This is a genomic window from Providencia sp. PROV189, from assembly GCF_028480065.1.
In the GTDB taxonomy this organism is placed as follows: domain Bacteria; phylum Pseudomonadota; class Gammaproteobacteria; order Enterobacterales; family Enterobacteriaceae; genus Providencia; species Providencia stuartii.
In genome coordinates this window covers 163,565-182,922 of record NZ_JAMPOG010000003.1, presented here as the reverse complement: position 1 = coordinate 182,922, position 19,358 = coordinate 163,565, and the positions used below count along the sequence as shown (strand labels likewise).

The following is a 19,358-nucleotide window of genomic DNA, read 5'->3' as shown; positions in this document are numbered from 1 at the left end:
AAAAATCATTTATTAACATCAAATAATGTTATTGTTTTAAGCAATAGATGATAAAATCAATCAAGATAATACAAATAGAATATTCATCTTGTTTTGAGAGTTGCGGTTTACAAAATATGGAATTTCCTGCTATAAATGAGGGTATGCATAAAGATACAGAGTATTAACTAGGTTATTCCATCCAACGTTTTATACCATTTATCTGCACATACTTAATATTATTTACTGACGCGTAGTCGGTAAATATAGCTGTTATTCCGAATTTAAAACAAAAAAATATATTCGGTATTTTAAAAGGATAATATTATGACATCGCAAACAACCAGCCAGCCCTCGGCAAGGCCATTGAAAAAAGAGGATTATAAAACATTAGGGTTGTCATCTTTAGGTGGAACTCTTGAATTTTATGATTTTGTTATTTTCGTTTTTTACGCGAAAATTATTTCACAACTCTTTTTCCCTAGTGGTAACGCAGTTCTCGCCCTCTTGGCAACGCTCGGTTTGTTTGCGGCCGGTTATCTCGCGCGCCCACTCGGTGGCATCATCATGGCACACTTTGGTGATAAACTCGGCCGTAAGAAAATGTTCACCCTCAGTATTTTCATGATGGCATTCCCGACATTCGTGATCGGTTTCTTACCAACCTATGCATCTATTGGCGCTGCCGCACCAATATTGCTGTTATTGATGCGTATTATGCAAGGCGCCGCGATTGGCGGTGAAATGCCTGGGGCATGGGTATTTATCGCTGAACATACCCCAAAACAGCGCTACGGCCTCGGTGTTGGAACATTAACCTCTGGTATCACAGGCGGTATTTTATTAGGGTCTATCGTCGCTATCATCATTGAGAACAGTTATACCTCACAAGAGATCCATGACTTTGCATGGCGTATTCCATTTATTCTTGGTGGTATTTTTGGCTTTATTTCTGTTTATTTACGCCGTTTTTTGGAAGAGACACCTATTTTTAAAGAGTTGGCTGCTAAAAAAGCTTTAGCGGATGAGTTACCCGTTAAGACTGTTGTGAAGTCTCATAAACAAGCCTGCTTGATCACCGCGGCACTGACATGGTCATTATCAACAGCCATCGTTGTAACCATTTTGATGACGCCTGATATCGTGCTTCAAGGGATCTATCAAATTGACCGAAATATCGCCTTACAAGCTAACTGTGCAGCAACATTGACATTAACTTTAGGCTGTATTTTTTGGGGTTGGTTCGGCGATAAGATGGGAACGCGCGCTTCAATGACCTTGTCATGGGGTGGTCTGGCGGTGACTGCATTATATTTTTATTCATCTTTGTCGCCAGAGATTTCAGCAACGACTTTGATTTTTAACTATGGCTTAATGGGCTTTTTTGTTGGCGCGATTGCAACGACACCAATTGTCAGTACGCGCGCGTTTCCACCTGAAATCCGTTATTCCGGCTTATCATTTGCCTACAATATTGCCTATGCAGTCTTTGGGGGTCTGACACCAATGTTAACGGGAACATGGTTGCAACAATCTCATATGGCACCTGCCTACTATGTTGCCGCGGTTTCTTTACTGGCTGTCGCTGTCGCCTATATTCCTTTAGCATGGAAAGGATGGACAGTGAATGCTGAGCAAGACAAAGAAACATTAGGGGCATTAAACACCAGTACAACTCGCTAATTGACCTCATTTCTTTAATCCATTAACGTATAAACCTGTGGTGATTAATTCCCACAGGTTTTTTTATACAATGTTAGTCTACTAATCTGCCGATTCTGCACACTAGTTGACGTTTTTTTCATATTTCCTTCATTTTTACGTGTAACCCCCACGCTAAACTATTAACATATCGCAACTGACTAATTTTTAACTATATAGCAGGTTCATCTCTGCTAATTTAATCATCATAATATGATGCTTTTTTACTCGACTTTGAATTAAGCGAAAATATAAATGAATAAACAAAAACGCCGTACCACTCTAACCCGTTCAGCCATTTTCGTTGCCATCATTGTCGCTGCAGGTGCCGGTTGGTATTTTTATTCTCAAAATACGCCATCTGATACAGCACAAAACAGTGCTCGTCCTACACGATCAAATAGTGCGCCACACCGTATGCTTGCCCCCGTTCAATACGCTAATGCGCAAGAAAAAGTGGTTCCTCGATATTTAACTGGTCTCGGCACAGTACAAGCTGCCAATGTTGTCACGGTCACGAGCCGTGTTGAAGGGCAATTGATGTCTTTGCATTTTACCGAAGGGCAACAGGTAAAAGCGGGCGATTTGCTTGCTGAAATCGATCCTCGCCCTTTTGAAGTCCAATTAGCTCAGGCAGAAGGCCAACTGGCTAAAGATAAAGCGACGTTGGCAAATGCTCGATTAGACTTAAATCGTTATCAAAAGCTTGCGGGAACAAAAGTGATTTCACAGCAAGAGCTAGATAACCAAAAAGCGCTCGTTTTACAGGCAGAAGGCAGTATTAAGGTCGATCAAGCCGCCGTTGATAATGCGAAGCTACAATTAACCTACAGTAAAATCACAGCCCCTATTTCAGGCCGTGTTGGTTTAAAACAGGTCGACGTCGGTAATTTTATTTCTGCGGGCACAGCAACCCCAATCGTGGTTATCACACAGACTCAACCTGCTGATGTGCTTTTTGCCCTTCCCGAGGGAGACATTCCTGCCGTACAAAAAGCTCAATCCTCAAATCAACCGGTAAAAGTGGAAGCTTGGGATAGAAATAATATCGCGATGATCAGCGAAGGCTATTTGTTAAGTATAGATAATCAGATAGACCCTGCTACTGGCACACTAAAAATGAAAGCACGTTTTACGAACGAGCTACAAACTTTATTTCCAAATCAATTTGTGAACATCAAAATGCAGATCGAAACCTTGCAAAATGCCGTCGTTATCCCTACTGCGGCATTGCAGATGGGTAACGAAGGTCATTATGTTTGGGTACTGAACGATGATAATCGTGTGAGTAAACATGTTGTGACGGTAGGTATGCAAGATAGCCAGCAGGTGGTGATTGAAAGTGGGCTAACTGCAAATACAAAAGTGATTACTGACGGTGTCGACCGTTTAACAGATGGCACCAGCGTGGAAGTAGTTAACACCGAAACGGCTTCTAAATCCGCAAAACCACAAAAAAATAAAAATACAGCGGAGAAAGCCTGATGCAACCCGGGATCCAAAAAGGTGGCGGCCCTTCCCGCTTATTTATTTTACGTCCAGTCGCTACCACCTTATTTATGGTAGCCATTCTGCTTGCAGGGATCATTGGCTATCGTTTCCTACCTGTATCGGCTTTACCAGAAGTCGATTATCCAACGATCCAAGTGGTCACCCTCTATCCGGGGGCGAGTCCTGAAGTCATGACATCCGCGGTAACCGCACCGCTAGAAACCCAGTTTGGGCAGATGTCTGGGCTAAAACAAATGTCTTCCCAAAGTTCAGGGGGCGCATCTGTGATCACCTTGATGTTCCAGCTAACACTCCCCTTGGAGGTTGCAGAACAGGAAGTTCAGGCCGCCATTAATTCAGCTTCAAGTTTACTGCCTTCAGATTTACCTTATCCGCCTATTTACAATAAGGTCAACCCAGCGGATCCACCGGTACTCACTCTCGCCGTCACTTCTGACGCCATGCCTTTGACACAAGTTCAAGACATGATTGAGAACCGTATTGCGCAAAAAATATCACAGGTCAATGGCGTGGGGCTTGTCACCCTTGCGGGTGGGCAACGCCCAGCGGTGCGAGTGAACTTAAACCCACAAGCGATGGCAGCAAAAGGATTAGACAGCGAGACGATCCGAGCCGCGATAAACAATGCTAACGTCAACTCAGCAAAAGGCAGTTTTGATGGCCCAACACGCGCGGTAACCCTCTCTGCAAATGACCAAATGAAATCCTTAGAGGACTATCGCCGCTTAATTGTGGCCTTTCAAAACGGTGCTCCCGTCCGTTTAGGTGATATCGCCACTATTGAGCAAGGGGCGGAAAACGCCTATCTAGGCGCGTGGGCAAATGCACAACAGGCTATTGTTATTAATGTACAACGCCAACCTGGCGCTAACGTTATCGAAACCACTGATACCATTCGCAACCTGCTTCCTGAGCTAATTGAAACACTGCCTAAATCGGTGGATGTGAAAATTTTAACGGATAGAACCAGCACAATCCGTGCCTCCGTTAGCGATGTGCAGTTTGAATTAATGCTTGCGATTGCACTGGTTGTCATGGTGATCTACCTGTTCCTACGCAACGGTATCGCGACACTCATTCCCGGTATTGCCGTTCCTCTTTCCCTTGTCGGCACCTTTGCCGTCATGTATTTCTGTGGTTTCTCTGTCAATAACCTCACTTTGATGGCTCTCACTATCGCCACAGGGTTTGTGGTCGATGATGCCATCGTGGTTATTGAAAATATTTCGCGCTACCTTGAACAAGGTGACAAGCCTGTCGTCGCCGCTTTAAAAGGCGCGGGAGAAATTGGTTTTACCATTATTTCATTAACATTTTCTTTGGTAGCAGTACTGATCCCATTACTGTTTATGGGCGATATTGTTGGTCGGTTGTTTAGGGAATTTGCCATCACCCTTGCCGTTGCCATTCTGATCTCGGCGGTAGTGTCCTTGACACTCACACCAATGATGTGTGCTCGCTTGTTAAAACCTGAATCAGAGCATAAACATAACCGCTTTGAAATCGCCTGCGAGCGCTTTTTTGACCGCATGATTGCAGGATATGCCATTTGGTTAAAGCGGATATTAAATCACCGCTGGCTAACACTTTCCGTTGCTATCGGCACGCTGGTTTTAACCGTATTACTGTATATGTGGATCCCGAAAGGTTTCTTTCCATTACAAGATAACGGGATCATTCAAGGCACCATTGAAAGCCGCCAATCCATCTCCTTTGTGGCTATGTCACAGAAACAGCAGGAAGTGGCTGAAAAATTACTGTCTGATCCTGCGGTAGAAAATATCACCACTTATGTTGGGATAGATGGAACCAATCCGACTCTCAATAATGGGCGCATTCAAATTACCTTGAAGCCTTTAGATGAACGTCCAGATCGCGTCAATACGATTATTCCACGCTTGCAACGTTTAGCTGATAGCGTTTCTGGGGTCAATTTGTATTTGCAACCGATGCAAGACCTCACGATTGATACCCAATTGGCTCGCACCCAATATCAATTTACGCTGCAAGCAGGCTCGCTAGATGAACTTTCTCTTTGGGTGCCTAAGCTATTGAGCCAATTAAAACAACAGCCCGAGTTAGTGGATGTCAGCAGTGATTGGCAGGATAAAGGACTTGTCGCCTACGTTAATGTTGATAGAGATACGGCGAGTCGTTTTGGTATCACGATGGCTGCAATTGATAACGCCCTATACAATGCGTTCGGTCAACGCATGATCTCGACCATTTATACCCAATCGAATCAGTACCGCGTTATTATTGAGCATGATACGCAAACTCGCGATGGTATTAACGCCCTGAATGATATTCGTCTCAAAGGCACCGATGGCGCCATTGTGCCATTAAGCACGTTAGTCAATATTCAGGAAGGCTATGGGCCGCTTGCGATTAACCATTTGGATCAGTTCCCAGCAGCGACCTTCTCGTTTAATCTTGCTGACGATGCGTCTCTTGAGTCTGCGGTTAATGCGGTGAAAAATGCAGAAGCGCAAATTAATATGCCAAAATCCATTACGACTCAGTTCCAAGGCGCTACTTTAGCGTTTGAAGCCGCACTGAGTAGTACGGTTTGGTTAATTGCCGCCGCAATCATCGCCATGTATATCGTTCTTGGGATTTTATATGAAAGCTTTATTCATCCTATTACTATCCTCTCAACACTCCCTACTGCTGGCGTAGGGGCATTATTAGCTCTGATGATGGCTGGCAGCGAATTAGATGTGATTGCTGTTATTGGTATTATTTTGTTAATCGGGATAGTTAAAAAGAACGCAATCATGATGATTGACTTTGCACTTGCCGCCGAACGTGAGCAAGGCATGTCTCCTAAAGATGCTATTTACCAAGCCTGTTTATTACGATTCCGCCCAATATTGATGACCACCATGGCGGCTCTGCTCGGCGCATTACCGCTGATGCTCAGTAGCGGCGTAGGTGCAGAGCTTCGTCAACCACTTGGGATCTGTATGGTGGGAGGGCTGATTATGAGTCAGATCTTAACCCTATTTACGACACCGGTGATTTATCTGTTATTTGATAGCCTTTCAAATAACTTAAAAGCACGCCGCCAAAGTCGCAAACAACAGGTGTCATAATGAAGCGTTTCTTTGCCTTATTCATTAGTCGCCCTGTTGCAACCACACTGATTAGCGTTGCAATCTCGCTATGTGGTGCACTGAGCTTCATTTTTTTGCCCGTTGCACCACTGCCACAAGTTGACTACCCCGTAATAAACGTGACAGCGTCACTTCCTGGGGCATCCCCAGAAACCATGGCATCGTCTATTGCAACGCCGTTAGAGCGTTCATTGGGAAGTATTGCGGGTATCAGTGAAATGACCTCCAGCAGTTCGCTTGGTCGTACCACCATCACCCTCGAATTTAATCTTGATAAAGACATTAACAACGCTGCCCGTGAAGTACAAGCCGCGATAAATGCGGCACAAACCTTGTTACCGAGCGGAATGCCAAGCAAGCCTCGATACTATAAATCGAACCCTTCCGACGCCCCTATTATGATCTTAACCTTAACCTCTAAGACGATGAGTACAGGTGAGATTTATGATATTGCATCAACCCGTTTATCACAGCGTATAGCGCAAATTGAAGGGGTCAGTGAAGTCTCCGTTGGTGGTGGCTCCCTGCCCGCGGTACGTGTTGAGCTCAATCCAACGGCTCTATTTAATCAAGGCGTCTCCTTAGATAAGGTGCGCTCCGCAATCAGTAGCGCCAACGTGCGCCAACCTCAAGGCTACATTAACAACGATGACAGCCGCTGGCAGATACAAACCAATGATGAGCTAAAAAAAGCAGTGGACTATCAACCTATCATCGTCCACTACAAAGAGGGCAATGCCGTCAAACTCAGTGATGTGGCGAATGTGAAAGATTCGGTTCAAGACGTACGTGCAGCAGGGATGTCAGGTGGTGAGCCCGCTATTTTGATTGTCATCCGTCGCGAAGCGGGAGCTAATATCATTGAAACCGTAAATCGCATTCGCGCAGAGCTTCCTGACTTCCAAGAAATGATCCCTGCCGCGATTGACCTAAAAGTAGCGCAAGACAGAACGCCGACGATCCGCGCTTCACTCGTTGAAGTCGAGCGCGCATTGATGATCGCTATTGCGTTAGTCATATTAGTTGTGTTGTTATTTCTGCGCTCTGGTCGCGCCACCCTGATCCCTGCAATTGCGGTTCCTGTATCTCTCATTGGCACCTTTACTGCCATGTATCTTTGCGGGTTCAGTTTAAATAACTTGTCATTAATGGCATTGACCGTCGCAACAGGCTTTGTTGTCGATGATGCGATTGTGGTACTCGAAAACATTTCACGTCATATCGAAAATGGCTGTAAACCCTTTATTGCTGCGGTCAGAGGGGTGAGTGAAGTCGGTTTTACGGTTGTTTCAATGAGCATCTCCCTCGTAGCCGTTTTTATTCCTTTATTATTAATGGAGGGGTTAGTTGGCCGGCTATTTCGTGAGTTTGCGATTACCCTCGCCACGGCAATTGGCATCTCGCTGGTCGTTTCGCTGACCCTCACCCCCATGATGTGCGCCCATTTGCTTAAACGACACAAAGGCAAACAGGCTGAAAAAACCAGTGTTATCGGCGGCTACTTACACCGTATACAAAACGGTTACGGTGCGACATTAAATTGGGTACTGTCTCATAAACGCAGTGTACTCGCTATCTTGTTCGCCACTATCGGATTGAACATTTATTTGTATATCGCTATCCCAAAAACATTTTTCCCTGAACAAGATACAGGCCGTTTACTTGGCTTTGTTCGTGCCGACCAAAGCATTTCATTCCAAGCAATGAAAGAGAAAATGACGCGCTTTATGCAGCAAGTGAATGCCGATCCTGCCGTGGATAGCGTGACAGGTTTTACTGGTGGAAGCCGTGTAAACAGCGGCTCCATGTTTATCTCATTGAAACCGATTGATGAACGTAAAGAGAGTGCCAACGCGGTAATCAACCGACTTCGAGCTAAGTTAGCTAAAGAGCCGGGAGCTAATTTATTTATGATGCCCGTGCAAGATATCCGTGTTGGTGGTCGTCAAGCGCATTCCAGTTATCAGTTTTCATTACTTGCCGATGAACTCAATGCGTTACGTGAATGGGAGCCTGCGGTACGTAAAGCCATTGCCGAACTCCCGCAAGTGACTGATGTAAACTCAGATAAAGAGGATAAAGGCGCTGAGATGGCCATTACCTATGATAGGGATTTAATGGCCCAACTTGGTATTGATGTGCGAGCCGCCAATGACCTGTTGAATAATGCCTTCGGACAACGTCAAATATCCACCATCTATGAACCCATGAACCAATACAAGGTGGTGATGGAAGTGGCGCCTGAATATACTCAGGATGTCAGTTCTCTCGACAAAATGTTTGTTATCAATAGTCATGGAGACGCTATTCCATTATCTTATTTTGCCCGTTGGCAGCCCGCCAATGCCCCTTTGAGTGTTAACCACCAAGGGTTATCGGCATCATCCACTATCGCATTTAACATCGCTGAAGGTTATACCCTCAATGACGCCATTTCAGCTATCGAAAAAACCATGACCACACTTGGTGTGCCATCAACAATACGAGGCACTTTTGCGGGTACGGCTCAGATATTCCAAGATACCTTAAAATCACAATTGTTTTTAATTTTAGCGGCCATTGTCACTGTCTACCTTGTTTTAGGCATTTTGTATGAAAGCTATATTCATCCACTGACCATTTTATCCACACTACCTTCGGCGGGGGTCGGCGCTCTCCTCGCCTTAGAGTTATTTGATACCCCATTTAGTTTAATTGCTCTAATCGGCATTATGCTGCTGATTGGTATTGTGAAGAAAAATGCCATTATCATGGTGGATTTTGCTATCCAAGCACAACGTCAGCATGGTTTAACCGCACGTGAGGCGATTTTGCGTGCGAGCTTACTGCGCTTTAGGCCTATTTTAATGACGACGCTGGCAGCAATTTTTGGTGCCCTACCACTTGCTTTAGGCAGTGGTGATGGCGCGGAGTTACGCCAACCATTAGGTATCACTATTGTTGGTGGCTTAGTGATGAGTCAACTACTCACCTTATTCACAACACCGGTCGTCTATTTATGTTTCGATCAACTCAGACAGCGCTATACCAAAAAAGCGGTAGCTCTAAACGAATAAGGGCTTATATATAATGAAACTCAGATTTAATAGCGTCAGTACTCGATTATTTTTGGCTATCTTTGCGACATGCATACTCCTCGTTGTGATCATGCACCAAGGAGTACGTTTAAGCTTCCAGCATGGTTTTACCGACTATATTAAAGAAAATGACCAACAGCGTGCTGAGCTGATCGCTGACGCTCTTGCTGAGCAATACGATGAAACGGGGAGTTGGCGCTTCTTGATCCGTAATGAACGTGCTTTCTTTCATATTTTACGCAGCATTGAACACCACCAGCGCACCCTACCGCCGACTAAACCAAAGGGGTGGCGCTCATATTTTTGGGTTTATGATAGCCAAGACCGCCGAATATTAGGCCGCGATGTTCCTTTACCGGATGATGTTATCCGACAACCCGTCATCTCATCTAATGGCAAAACGGTAGGTTGGGTCATTGCAAGTAGTGGAGATGGGATTAGCAATGAAATTGACCGCCGTTTTGATGATCAACAGATGCTCACCAGTTGGTTTATTGCTGGCTTATCATTAATCGTTGCCTTGATTGCTACATTTTTCTTAGCTCGTGGTTTTTTAAGACCCATCAAACGGCTGTTAGATGGGACGAACCAACTTGCCAATGGCGACTTTTCAACCCGCGTTCCTGAAGTCGGTCACGATGAACTCGGTCAGCTAGCAAAAGACTTTAATCACCTCGCATCAACGCTGGAAAAAAATGAGCATATGCGCCGAGACTATATGGCAGATATTTCTCATGAACTGCGCACCCCCCTATCCGTTCTGCAAGGTGAACTCGAAGCCGTTCAGGATGGCGTTCGCCAAGCGACACCTGAGACCATCAATTCATTACTGGCAGAGACACACACATTAATCAAATTAGTCAACGACCTACATCAACTTTCCCTATCGGATAGAGGCTCGTTGGTGTATCGCATCCAATCTGCTGATATTGTGCCTTTAATTAATATGACCGTTGGGCAATCACGCTGGCGGCTCGAAGAAAAACAGCTTTCAGTTACGCTAAATTTACCTGAGCAGCAGATCATCAATATTGACCCAGACCGAATCACGCAGCTATTTTACAATTTGATGGAAAATAGCCTACGTTATACCGACCCGCAAGGTGAAATAGTCATTCGAGCCTTGGTTGAAGAGAATCAATTTTCTATTTATTGGGAAGACAGTGCACCGGGGTTAACTATCCAACAGTGTAGCCACCTATTTGAGCGTTTCTACCGAGCCGAAGGGTCTCGTAACCGCGCTAGCGGAGGCTCTGGCTTAGGGTTAGCGATTTGCTATAATATCATTGAAGCGCATAAGGGAAGCATACACGCTAGCCCTTCCCCTTTAGGCGGCGTGTGTATTGCTATCCACTTACCGCTCAATCAAAAGGAAAATGAACAGTGACAGTGTTAGAGCCTTCAAGTGCCAACGTATTAGTTGTTGAGGATGAGCCAAAACTTGGGCAACTGCTTTATGATTACCTTCAGGCGGCAGGTTATCAGCCTTCAATATTGCAGCGTGGTGATGAAGTCATTGACTATGTGCGTCAGCAACAACCCGACATTATCCTCCTTGATTTGATGCTACCGGGGATGGACGGGCTAACAATCTGCCGTGAACTGCGCAAATTTTGCGAGATACCGATCATTATGGTGACGGCTAAAACGGAAGAAATTGACCGCCTGTTAGGGTTAGAAATTGGTGCCGATGACTATATCTGTAAACCCTTTAGTCCTCGCGAAGTAGTCGCAAGGGTAAAGACTATTTTACGGCGTTGCCAACGCGCGGCTTCTCCGGATAAAAGCAGACCCCAGCTCATTATCGATGAAAATGCGTTTCAAGTCCGCTATGGCGAACAACTGCTTGAGTTAACTCCCGCCGAGTTCCGTTTACTCAAGTTTATGTCGGACAACGCTGGCACCGTCTTTTCCCGTGACCAGCTATTAGATATTCTGTATGACGATCACCGCATCGTCACCGATAGAACAATTGATAGCCATGTTAAAAACTTACGGCGTAAACTCGAATTACTCGATAACGAGAAAACATTTATTCGCTCTATTTATGGTTTAGGTTATCGCTGGGATGAGGTGTAATCCTAGACATTGAGGCAAATCAGTTATACTTACTATTTGTAGGGAATATTTTGATTTCCTGAAAAATAGAGTTAAAATCAGCTCCCTTTAAAATGCTTATCCGCCCTAGGGTAAGTACTGACTTGATATCAGACTGAGAAGCAACATGTTTACACCAGAATTATTATCGCCCGCAGGTTCATTAAAGAACATGCGTTATGCTTTTGCTTATGGCGCAGATGCCGTTTATGCAGGGCAACCTCGTTATAGCCTTCGCGTGCGTAACAACGAATTTAACCACGAAAACCTTGCTAAAGGGATCCAAGAAGCCCACGAACTTGGCAAAAAGTTCTATGTCGTTGTTAACATCGCACCGCATAATGCCAAGCTAAAAACCTTTATTCGCGACCTAACCCCTGTCATTGAAATGGGGCCAGATGCGTTGATCATGTCAGACCCTGGTTTGATTATGATGGTTCGCGAAGCCTTCCCTGACATGGATATTCATTTATCCGTACAAGCAAACGCAGTTAACTGGGCATCGGTAAAATTTTGGAAGCAAATGGGTCTGACTCGCGTCATTTTATCACGTGAGCTTTCACTTGAAGAAATCGCTGAAATTCGTAAACAGGTGCCTGATATTGAATTAGAGGTATTCGTTCACGGTGCACTGTGTATGGCCTACTCTGGCCGTTGCCTACTGTCAGGTTATATCAATAAACGCGACCCAAACCAAGGTACTTGCACCAACGCCTGCCGCTGGGAATATAAAGTTGAAGAAGGCAAAGAAGATGATGTGGGAAATATCGTGCATATGCATGAGCCTATCCCTGTCAAAAACATAGCGCCAACTTTAGGTGAAGGTGCCCCGACCGATAAAGTGTTTATGATCGAAGAGGCTAAACGTCCGGGTGAGTATATGACCGCCTTTGAAGACGAACATGGCACTTATATCATGAACTCCAAAGATTTACGCGCGATAGAACACGTTGAAAACTTGACTAAAATGGGTGTGCACTCCTTAAAAATTGAAGGACGCACAAAATCATTCTATTACTGTGCACGTACAGCACAAGTCTATCGCCGTGCAATTGATGATGCGGTTGCCGGTAAGCCATTCGACCCAACTCTCCTTTCGACCTTAGAAGGCTTAGCTCACCGTGGCTATACCGAAGGCTTTTTACGCCGTCACACCCATGATGCCTATCAAACCTATGAATATGGCTATTCGGTTTCTGAAACTCAGCAATTTGTGGGTGAATTTACGGGTAAACGTGTTAACGGCCTCGCAGAAGTTGACGTCAAAAATAAATTTAGTCTAGGTGATAGCTTAGAATTAATGACTCCAGCTGGAAACATTGTGTTTACCCTTGATGCGCTCCATAACCGTAAAGGGGAAGCCATTGACGTGGCACCGGGCAACGGTCATATTGTTTATCTGCCTGTTCCTGATGATGTTGATCTAAATTTTGGCCTGCTAATACGTAACCTATCAGGCACAACGACTCGCTCACCACATCAAACTGAATCATCAACTACGGCTTAATTTCGTTACGCATTAAGCTAATTGATTATAATGCTAGAATTCATTAATTTAATTGATTGAATTTCTAGCATTTTTTATTTTTCCGTTTCAAACTATCTCAGTATAAAACATCAACTTCAATTGATAATCATTCTCATAAATAGTGTTTTACCGTAAAAATGTATTTAATATCCATTTTTATGCAATAGATCACAACAATTAGCTATTCAATGTCGTATAGTCACAATCGAAAATGAAGAACTAGAAAGTCATAAAATAAGACTAGGAACCACCTCCTTGGCTGGCTCAATCTCCCTTGAGCTAGCCATTTCTTTTTTATCTCCCCTATAGAATGATTTAATCTATCAATGTGATTATTGAATTATTGTCATTTATCCCTCCGTTGTGTCTATACTGTGATCACTGTTGTTATCACTACAAGGATCAAAATGGCTATCGATAAACTTCATCGCGCACTTATCATCCTCAACGGTAAACAATCTGCCAACCCTGAGCTAAGAAAAGCCATCTACCAGCTACGTGAAGAAGGTCATACAATTTTGGTGAGGATCCCATGGGAAACCAGTGAATTACCTACTTTTATTGATGAAGCAATCCGCGAAGGTGCAGAAACAATTATCGCCGGTGGCGGCGATGGCACAATTAACGCTGTAGCCAGTGCGTTAATGCGCTTACCTGAAAAGCAACGCCCCGCGATTGGTATCTTACCGCTAGGTACAGCTAATGATTTTGCTACTGGCGCCAACATCCCTATGGATATCCATGCTGCTTTAGCATTAGCAGTAAAAGGCAAATCAGTGGCGATAGATATTGCTAGAGTCAATCATGATGCTTTTTTTATGAATATGGCCACGGGGGGGTTTGGCACTCGGATCACAACGGAAACGCCGGATGCTCTTAAGTCAGCACTGGGTGGCGCAGCTTATGTTATTAATGGCTTGTTGCGCCCTGACACACTAAAAACTGATACCTGTCGGATTGAAACAGAGCATTTTCATTGGGAAGGCGAAACTCTGGTTGTTGCTATCGGTAATGGAATACAGGCGGGTGGTGGACAACAATTAACCCCCGATGCATTAATCGATGATGGTAAATTGAATTTGCTCATCATACCCGCTCGCGATGTGATACCCGCTCTACTGACCAATTTGTTCAGCAATGATAAAAATCAGCATTTAATTGAAAAAACAACTCGTTGGGTAAAAATTTCATCGCCCCATGAAATGGTATTTAATTTGGACGGAGAGCCGCTTTCTGGTGAAACTTTCACCTTTGAATTGCTACCTGAAGCGATCCACTGCCGGTTACCGCCTCAATGTGGCTTGTTATCTTAAATTTTATGATTAACATCCCCTAGACTTTTGTTAAATGGAGGAAGTCATGACTGATATCGCTAAGCTGTTAGGTTCCGAAGCTTCAACTCTTTTAGACCATCGTTGCCAAACTATCCCTCGTGAAAACCTTTATCTGCCTGGCTCAGATTTTGTTGACCGTGTGATGATCGATAATAACCGCCCCAATAGTGTACTTCGTTCAATGCAGACTTTATTTAACCATGGTCGCTTAGCTGGCACCGGTTATCTGTCTATTCTTCCCGTTGACCAAGGCGTTGAACACTCAGCCGCTGCCTCATTTGCTGCCAACCCGCTCTATTTCGACCCTAAAAATATAGTTGAATTAGCGATTGAGGCTGGTTGTAACTGCGTAGCCTCTACCTATGGTGTCTTAGCTGCCGTTTCGCGCCGCTACGCGCATAAAATTCCTTTCTTAGTCAAACTGAACCATAACGAAACCCTCAGTTACCCTACTCAATACGACCAAACCTTATATGCCAGTGTTGAACAAGCGTTTGAAATGGGTGCCGTTGCGGTCGGTGCGACTATCTATTTCGGCTCTCCTGAGTCTCGTCGCCAAATTGAAGAGATTTCTGCGGCATTTGAACGAGCACATGAACTCGGCATGGTAACCGTTCTATGGGCTTATTTACGCAATTCCGCATTTAAAAAAGATGGCGTTGATTACCACGCAAGTGCCGATTTAACGGGGCAAGCAAACCATATCGCGGCAACTATCGGTGCGGATATCGTAAAACAAAAAATGGCTGAAAATAACGGCGGCTATAAAGCGATTGGCTTTGGTCACACCGATGAGCGCGTGTATACCAAACTCACAACCGATAACCCAATCGATCTTGTTCGTTATCAATTAGCGAACTGTTATATGGGTCGTGCAGGTCTTATCAACTCAGGTGGCGCTTCTGGACAAAATGATCTGAGCGAATCAGTACGCACTGCGGTTATCAATAAACGTGCAGGCGGCATGGGGCTCATCTTAGGCCGTAAAGCCTTTAAGAAATCCATGCAAGAAGGTGTGGCATTGATCAATGCCGTACAGGATGTTTACCTCAGTAAAGACGTGACTATCGCTTAATTCGCCTCGCATATGCCCTCATACGAGGGCATTTTCAATCTATGCATCACCACCATGCATGAAAATGGTGAACCGGCCCAATCCCCGACCCCACTTCTAAGCTATCAGCTTGCTCTAACGCCGCTTGTAAATAAGCTTTTGCTTCCGGAACAGTCTGTTGCCAATCCTTAAAGCGTGGCCTTAATGCAGCGAGTGCAGCAGACAATGTACATCCCGTACCGTGTGTATGACGAGTATTCACTCTTGGTGAGGTAAAGCGCCATTCACCTTCTGAAGTTATTAACCAATCAGGGCTTTCACTGTCGCTAAGATGCCCCCCTTTCATCAAAACAGCTTGGCACCCCATATCCAGTAATCGATGCCCTTGACTTAACATTTGAGATTCTGTTTTGGCAGTGTGTTCACCTAATAGCGAGGCAGCTTCAGGTAAATTCGGGGTAATCAATGATACCAATGGCAACAGCTTTCGTCTCATTGCATCAACGGCATCAGGCTGTAGTAGAGGATCGCCACTTTTGGCAATCATGACCGTATCTAAAATCACATGAGGGATGTTGTACTGCTCTAAAGCCTGAGCAACGACCGCAATCACCTTCTGATTGAACAGCATGCCAATTTTAGCACTGTCAATGCGTACGTCACTGAGTACGGATTCAAGTTGTGCTGCCACGAACGTCTCAGGGAGTTCATGAACTGATTGAACACCACGGGTATTTTGCGCCACCAACGCCGTCATGACACTCGTGCCATAAGCACCAAGAGCCGAAAAGGTTTTTAAATCTGCTTGGATCCCCGCTCCACCCGATGGGTCTGTTCCCGCGATGGTTAACGCATTGATTCTCATGAAATCTCACTCCTAAGCACAACGTAAGGAGCGGTCTTATTGGAAGGTTTATCATTGACGCTTCCGACTTCCCTACGCTGGCATTATCCAGATCAGGTAATACGGGTGCTTCTCAGTCTTTATCGACGCCCCGAGCCAAAAATACTTATAGAGTATCGCATTTTTCCTTGCCACAAACCAGCCTATCCACCACTTGCTGACGCCTGTTATTCAGGAAAAACCGAATAATACTCGCATTAGTATCTAAATAATTAAGACTATTGCCAATATTAGTAAATATCAATTAATGCTGTTATATCGCACCTAGGTAATCTAAAATAATTAATGAGCACAATCATTTCGTGAGCAGTGATATTTTTGGCTCACTACCTCAATCTACAATATCCAAAACATGCATTAACCTGAGTCGGATTTACCATGAGAGTTAACAAAAAATTGCAGCAAGTTGTAGGGGCATCAGCCTTAATGATGACCGCCTTCTGCTTTGCTTCATCCCCTTCTACTGATAAGGAGTCTGAGGGGCTATGGGATAAATTTACCCGAAATGTCAGTACCACTTGGGATTCAAATCAATACGATATCTATGTTCCCGTTTTAACATGGCATAACCGCTTTACTTACGATAAAGAGAAAACCGATAGTTATAACGAAACCCCATGGGGATTTGGGCTAGGTAAATATCGCTATGATGAAGACAATGACTGGCATGCACTATATGCTATGGCATTCATGGACTCTCATAATAAAGTAGAGCCAATTGCGGGCTATGCTTATCAAAAAATGTGGATCCCTGGGGAACTAGACGGTTTTAAAATGGGGGCTGGCTTCACCTTGAGTGTAACCGCGCGTGATGATTATTATTACATCCCGCTGCCACTTCCTCTTCCATTAGTTTCTATGGAGTATGACAGATTAGCACTGCAAGCAACCTATATCCCTGGAACATATAACAACGGTAACGTGCTCTTTGCTTGGTTACGTTGGCAATGGTAATACCAACCTTTTATTAAGCACCTAAAAAAATAGCCAGTCACAACGCTCTGTCACTGGCTATTTTATTGTTTAAATGAAGTTATTCAGCAACTTTCCGATAAGTTAAATACCCGATAACGCCACCACCGCCATCTTTTGGGTGATTTACGCCATCCATCACATTGACTGTCTCGAAATCAAAAGGTGAAACACCCTCTAGGCAAGCCACATTGACCCCATACTGTTCAGGGTTTGAACGTCGTTGATGAAAGGTATAAATGCCACACATTGAGCAGAAAAAGTGGGCGGCTTGGCGTGTATTGAAACGATACTCCGTCAATTTATCTTTGCCTTCGATAATTTCAATACCTGATAACGGAGCAGAGACCGCAATTGCTCCCCTCATACGACAGTAGGAGCAATTGCATCTTCTTGCGGTATTCAATCCATCGGATAGTGTGACTTTGAATTTAACGCTGCCACAGTGGCACTGAGCAAACCGTGTATCCATAGTGTCTCCTATCAATGTATTGAATAATTACACTAATTGATATGAGTGCTAATTAATTAGCTGTCGATGCCTTCTTTTTCGCCATTCCTTGTTTTTTCGCACCTGAGAATTGATAGCCAATCCACAGGACGCCTATCCATAATGGCATAATCAGTACAGAAATTCTCAAACTCTCCATCATCAAGATCACAATCAAGATCAATGCCAAGAAAGCGAGACACAAGTAGTTGCCGAACGGATACCAGATACTTTTAAACTTAGTTTCAATACCTTGCTTGTTCATTTGCGCTCTAAACTTTAAGTTAGAAATACAAATCATAATCCAGTTAATGACTAGCGTTGTCACGACTAATGACATTAAAAATACAAAGGCTTTCCCTTCCATCACAAAATTGATCAAGATACCTACCGAAGTCACAATACCTGAAACAATTAATGCCATAATAGGTACACCACCTTTATTGACTTTCGCCAGAAACTTAGGTGCATTATCTTGTTGAGCAAGGCCAAATAGCATACGGCTGGTACAGTATACGCCGCTGTTATAAACGGACAGCGCCGCTATCAACATAACCACATTTAATGCGTTGGCGACCAGAGCATCACCTAAATTATGGAAGATGATATAGAATGGGCTTGTATCGTTATCTAATTTAACCCATGGGTACAACAGCAATAAAATTAATATCGAGCCTATATAGAAAATCAAGATACGATAAACAACTTGGTTAATCGCTTTAGGAATGCTTTGTTCAGGTTTTTCAGCTTCTGCGGCGGTGATCCCGACCAACTCTAAGCCACCAAATGAAAACATAATAATAGCAAGAGCCATTAATAAACCAAGAAAATCGTTAGCAAAGAAGCCGCCATATTCCCATAGGTTAGACAGCCCAGATTCTGAACCACCTCGCCCACTAAACAGTAAATAACAACCAAAGAGGATCATCGCAACAATTGCAACCACCTTGATTAAGGCAAACCAGAACTCAGTTTCACCATAAGCGCGCACATTAATAAAGTTGACCGCATTTACAACGATAAAAAAGACGATGGCAGAAACCCAAATCGGTAAATCAGGCCACCACCCTTGCATATATTTCCCCGCGGCAGTCAGTTCCGTCATCCCAACGAGGATAAACATAAACCAATAATTCCATCCGGAGAGGAAGCCTGCAAAGCCTCCCCAATACTTAAATGCGAAGTGACTAAATGAACCTGCAACAGGCTCTTGAACGATCATTTCCCCTAACTGGCGCATGATCAGAAAAGCGATAACCCCACATAATGCATACCCTAACAATACCGAAGGGCCTGCCATTTTGATGGTTGTTGCTATTCCAAGAAACAGCCCTGTGCCAACGGCACCTCCCAAAGCAATCAATTGGATATGCCTATTCTTTAATCCACGCTTTAGCGTTTGCTGCTCTTGCGCCATAACTTTACCCTTATCATCCTATGTACTTGCTTGTTATCTCTATTGATTGAGCTAAGCATACAAGTTTATTTGAATTTTATTATTAACACTACTGAAACACATACTCTGCCCTATCTTGAGCCTTTATCATATTAAATATTGATGTTATCTGATAAAGATGCGCAAGACGCACAGTAT

General features: G+C 44.1%; 13 protein-coding genes and 1 riboswitch. Of the genes, 10 read left to right on the top strand and 3 right to left on the bottom strand.

The window, feature by feature from the left end:
* The first annotated feature begins 306 nt into the window (after window positions 1-306).
* From PR833_RS02170 to fbaB, 9 genes are all read left to right on the top strand, one after another.
* Window positions 307-1,662 carry an MFS transporter gene (locus tag PR833_RS02170; protein WP_004920676.1) on the top strand — a complete coding sequence of 452 codons (1,356 nt, stop codon included), beginning with the start codon at window positions 307-309 and terminating at the stop codon, window positions 1,660-1,662.
* 273 nt (window positions 1,663-1,935) lie between these two features.
* Window positions 1,936-3,165, top strand: coding sequence for an MdtA/MuxA family multidrug efflux RND transporter periplasmic adaptor subunit (locus tag PR833_RS02165; RefSeq protein WP_004920679.1), 1,230 nt, complete (start codon window positions 1,936-1,938; stop codon window positions 3,163-3,165).
* Entirely contained in the window at window positions 3,165-6,287 is a 3,123-nt protein-coding gene (locus tag PR833_RS02160; protein ID WP_004920682.1) for an MdtB/MuxB family multidrug efflux RND transporter permease subunit, read from the top strand. The genes PR833_RS02165 and PR833_RS02160 overlap by 1 nt, the downstream gene beginning before the upstream one ends.
* Entirely contained in the window at window positions 6,287-9,364 is a 3,078-nt protein-coding gene (gene mdtC / locus PR833_RS02155) for a multidrug efflux RND transporter permease subunit MdtC (protein ID WP_272525849.1), read from the top strand. The genes PR833_RS02160 and mdtC overlap by 1 nt, the downstream gene beginning before the upstream one ends.
* A 13-nt stretch (window positions 9,365-9,377) precedes the next feature.
* Window positions 9,378-10,772, top strand: coding sequence for a two-component system sensor histidine kinase BaeS (gene baeS / locus PR833_RS02150; protein ID WP_014656130.1), 1,395 nt, complete (start codon window positions 9,378-9,380; stop codon window positions 10,770-10,772).
* Window positions 10,769-11,464: a two-component system response regulator BaeR gene (gene baeR, locus PR833_RS02145; protein ID WP_004920688.1), complete on the top strand. Its 696-nt coding sequence runs from the start codon at window positions 10,769-10,771 to the stop codon at window positions 11,462-11,464. Before baeS ends, baeR begins: the two co-directional genes overlap by 4 nt.
* 145 nt (window positions 11,465-11,609) lie before the next feature.
* Window positions 11,610-12,989 (top strand): prephenate-dependent tRNA uridine(34) hydroxylase TrhP, encoded by a 1,380-nt coding sequence (trhP, locus tag PR833_RS02140; RefSeq protein ID WP_004920692.1) that lies wholly within the window; start codon window positions 11,610-11,612, stop codon window positions 12,987-12,989.
* Window positions 12,990-13,417: 428 nt separating this feature from the next.
* Entirely contained in the window at window positions 13,418-14,323 is a 906-nt protein-coding gene (yegS, locus tag PR833_RS02135; protein WP_004920694.1) for a lipid kinase YegS, read from the top strand.
* A 46-nt stretch (window positions 14,324-14,369) separates the two neighbouring features.
* On the top strand, window positions 14,370-15,419 hold the full coding sequence (gene fbaB / locus PR833_RS02130) for a class I fructose-bisphosphate aldolase (protein ID WP_036940565.1): 1,050 nt from the start codon (window positions 14,370-14,372) through the stop codon (window positions 15,417-15,419).
* Between the two features lie 46 nt (window positions 15,420-15,465).
* On the opposite strand, the gene thiD is transcribed toward fbaB, so the two are convergent.
* Window positions 15,466-16,263, bottom strand: a complete 798-nt coding sequence (gene thiD / locus PR833_RS02125) for a bifunctional hydroxymethylpyrimidine kinase/phosphomethylpyrimidine kinase (protein ID WP_004920698.1) — start codon at window positions 16,261-16,263, stop codon at window positions 15,466-15,468.
* Between the two features lie 52 nt (window positions 16,264-16,315).
* Window positions 16,316-16,406, bottom strand: a riboswitch (TPP riboswitch).
* Between the two features lie 274 nt (window positions 16,407-16,680).
* Here thiD and pagP point away from each other — a divergent pair.
* Complete coding sequence (gene pagP / locus PR833_RS02120) at window positions 16,681-17,256, top strand: lipid IV(A) palmitoyltransferase PagP (protein WP_014656133.1); 576 nt, start codon at window positions 16,681-16,683, stop codon at window positions 17,254-17,256.
* Between the two features lie 79 nt (window positions 17,257-17,335).
* On the opposite strand, the gene PR833_RS02115 is transcribed toward pagP, so the two are convergent.
* On the bottom strand, window positions 17,336-17,746 hold the full coding sequence (locus PR833_RS02115) for a GFA family protein (protein ID WP_036940567.1): 411 nt from the start codon (window positions 17,744-17,746) through the stop codon (window positions 17,336-17,338).
* 52 nt (window positions 17,747-17,798) lie between these two features.
* Entirely contained in the window at window positions 17,799-19,181 is a 1,383-nt protein-coding gene (locus tag PR833_RS02110) for an amino acid permease (protein ID WP_004920703.1), read from the bottom strand.
* Window positions 19,182-19,358 lie beyond the last annotated feature (177 nt).

Bases quoted from the DNA above. Each gene is read 5' to 3' on its own strand.
- PR833_RS02165 (WP_004920679.1), top strand. From the start codon at position 1,936: ATGAATAAACAAAAACGCCGTACCACTCTAACCCGTTCAGCCATTTTC.
- PR833_RS02170 (WP_004920676.1), top strand. From the start codon at position 307: ATGACATCGCAAACAACCAGCCAGCCCTCGGCAAGGCCATTGAAAAAA.
- pagP (WP_014656133.1), top strand. From the start codon at position 16,681: ATGAGAGTTAACAAAAAATTGCAGCAAGTTGTAGGGGCATCAGCCTTA.
- PR833_RS02110 (WP_004920703.1), bottom strand. From the start codon at position 19,181: ATGGCGCAAGAGCAGCAAACGCTAAAGCGTGGATTAAAGAATAGGCAT.
- yegS (WP_004920694.1), top strand. From the start codon at position 13,418: ATGGCTATCGATAAACTTCATCGCGCACTTATCATCCTCAACGGTAAA.
- mdtC (WP_272525849.1), top strand. From the start codon at position 6,287: ATGAAGCGTTTCTTTGCCTTATTCATTAGTCGCCCTGTTGCAACCACA.
- fbaB (WP_036940565.1), top strand. From the start codon at position 14,370: ATGACTGATATCGCTAAGCTGTTAGGTTCCGAAGCTTCAACTCTTTTA.
- thiD (WP_004920698.1), bottom strand. From the start codon at position 16,263: ATGAGAATCAATGCGTTAACCATCGCGGGAACAGACCCATCGGGTGGA.
- PR833_RS02115 (WP_036940567.1), bottom strand. From the start codon at position 17,746: ATGGATACACGGTTTGCTCAGTGCCACTGTGGCAGCGTTAAATTCAAA.
- PR833_RS02160 (WP_004920682.1), top strand. From the start codon at position 3,165: ATGCAACCCGGGATCCAAAAAGGTGGCGGCCCTTCCCGCTTATTTATT.
- baeS (WP_014656130.1), top strand. From the start codon at position 9,378: ATGAAACTCAGATTTAATAGCGTCAGTACTCGATTATTTTTGGCTATC.
- trhP (WP_004920692.1), top strand. From the start codon at position 11,610: ATGTTTACACCAGAATTATTATCGCCCGCAGGTTCATTAAAGAACATG.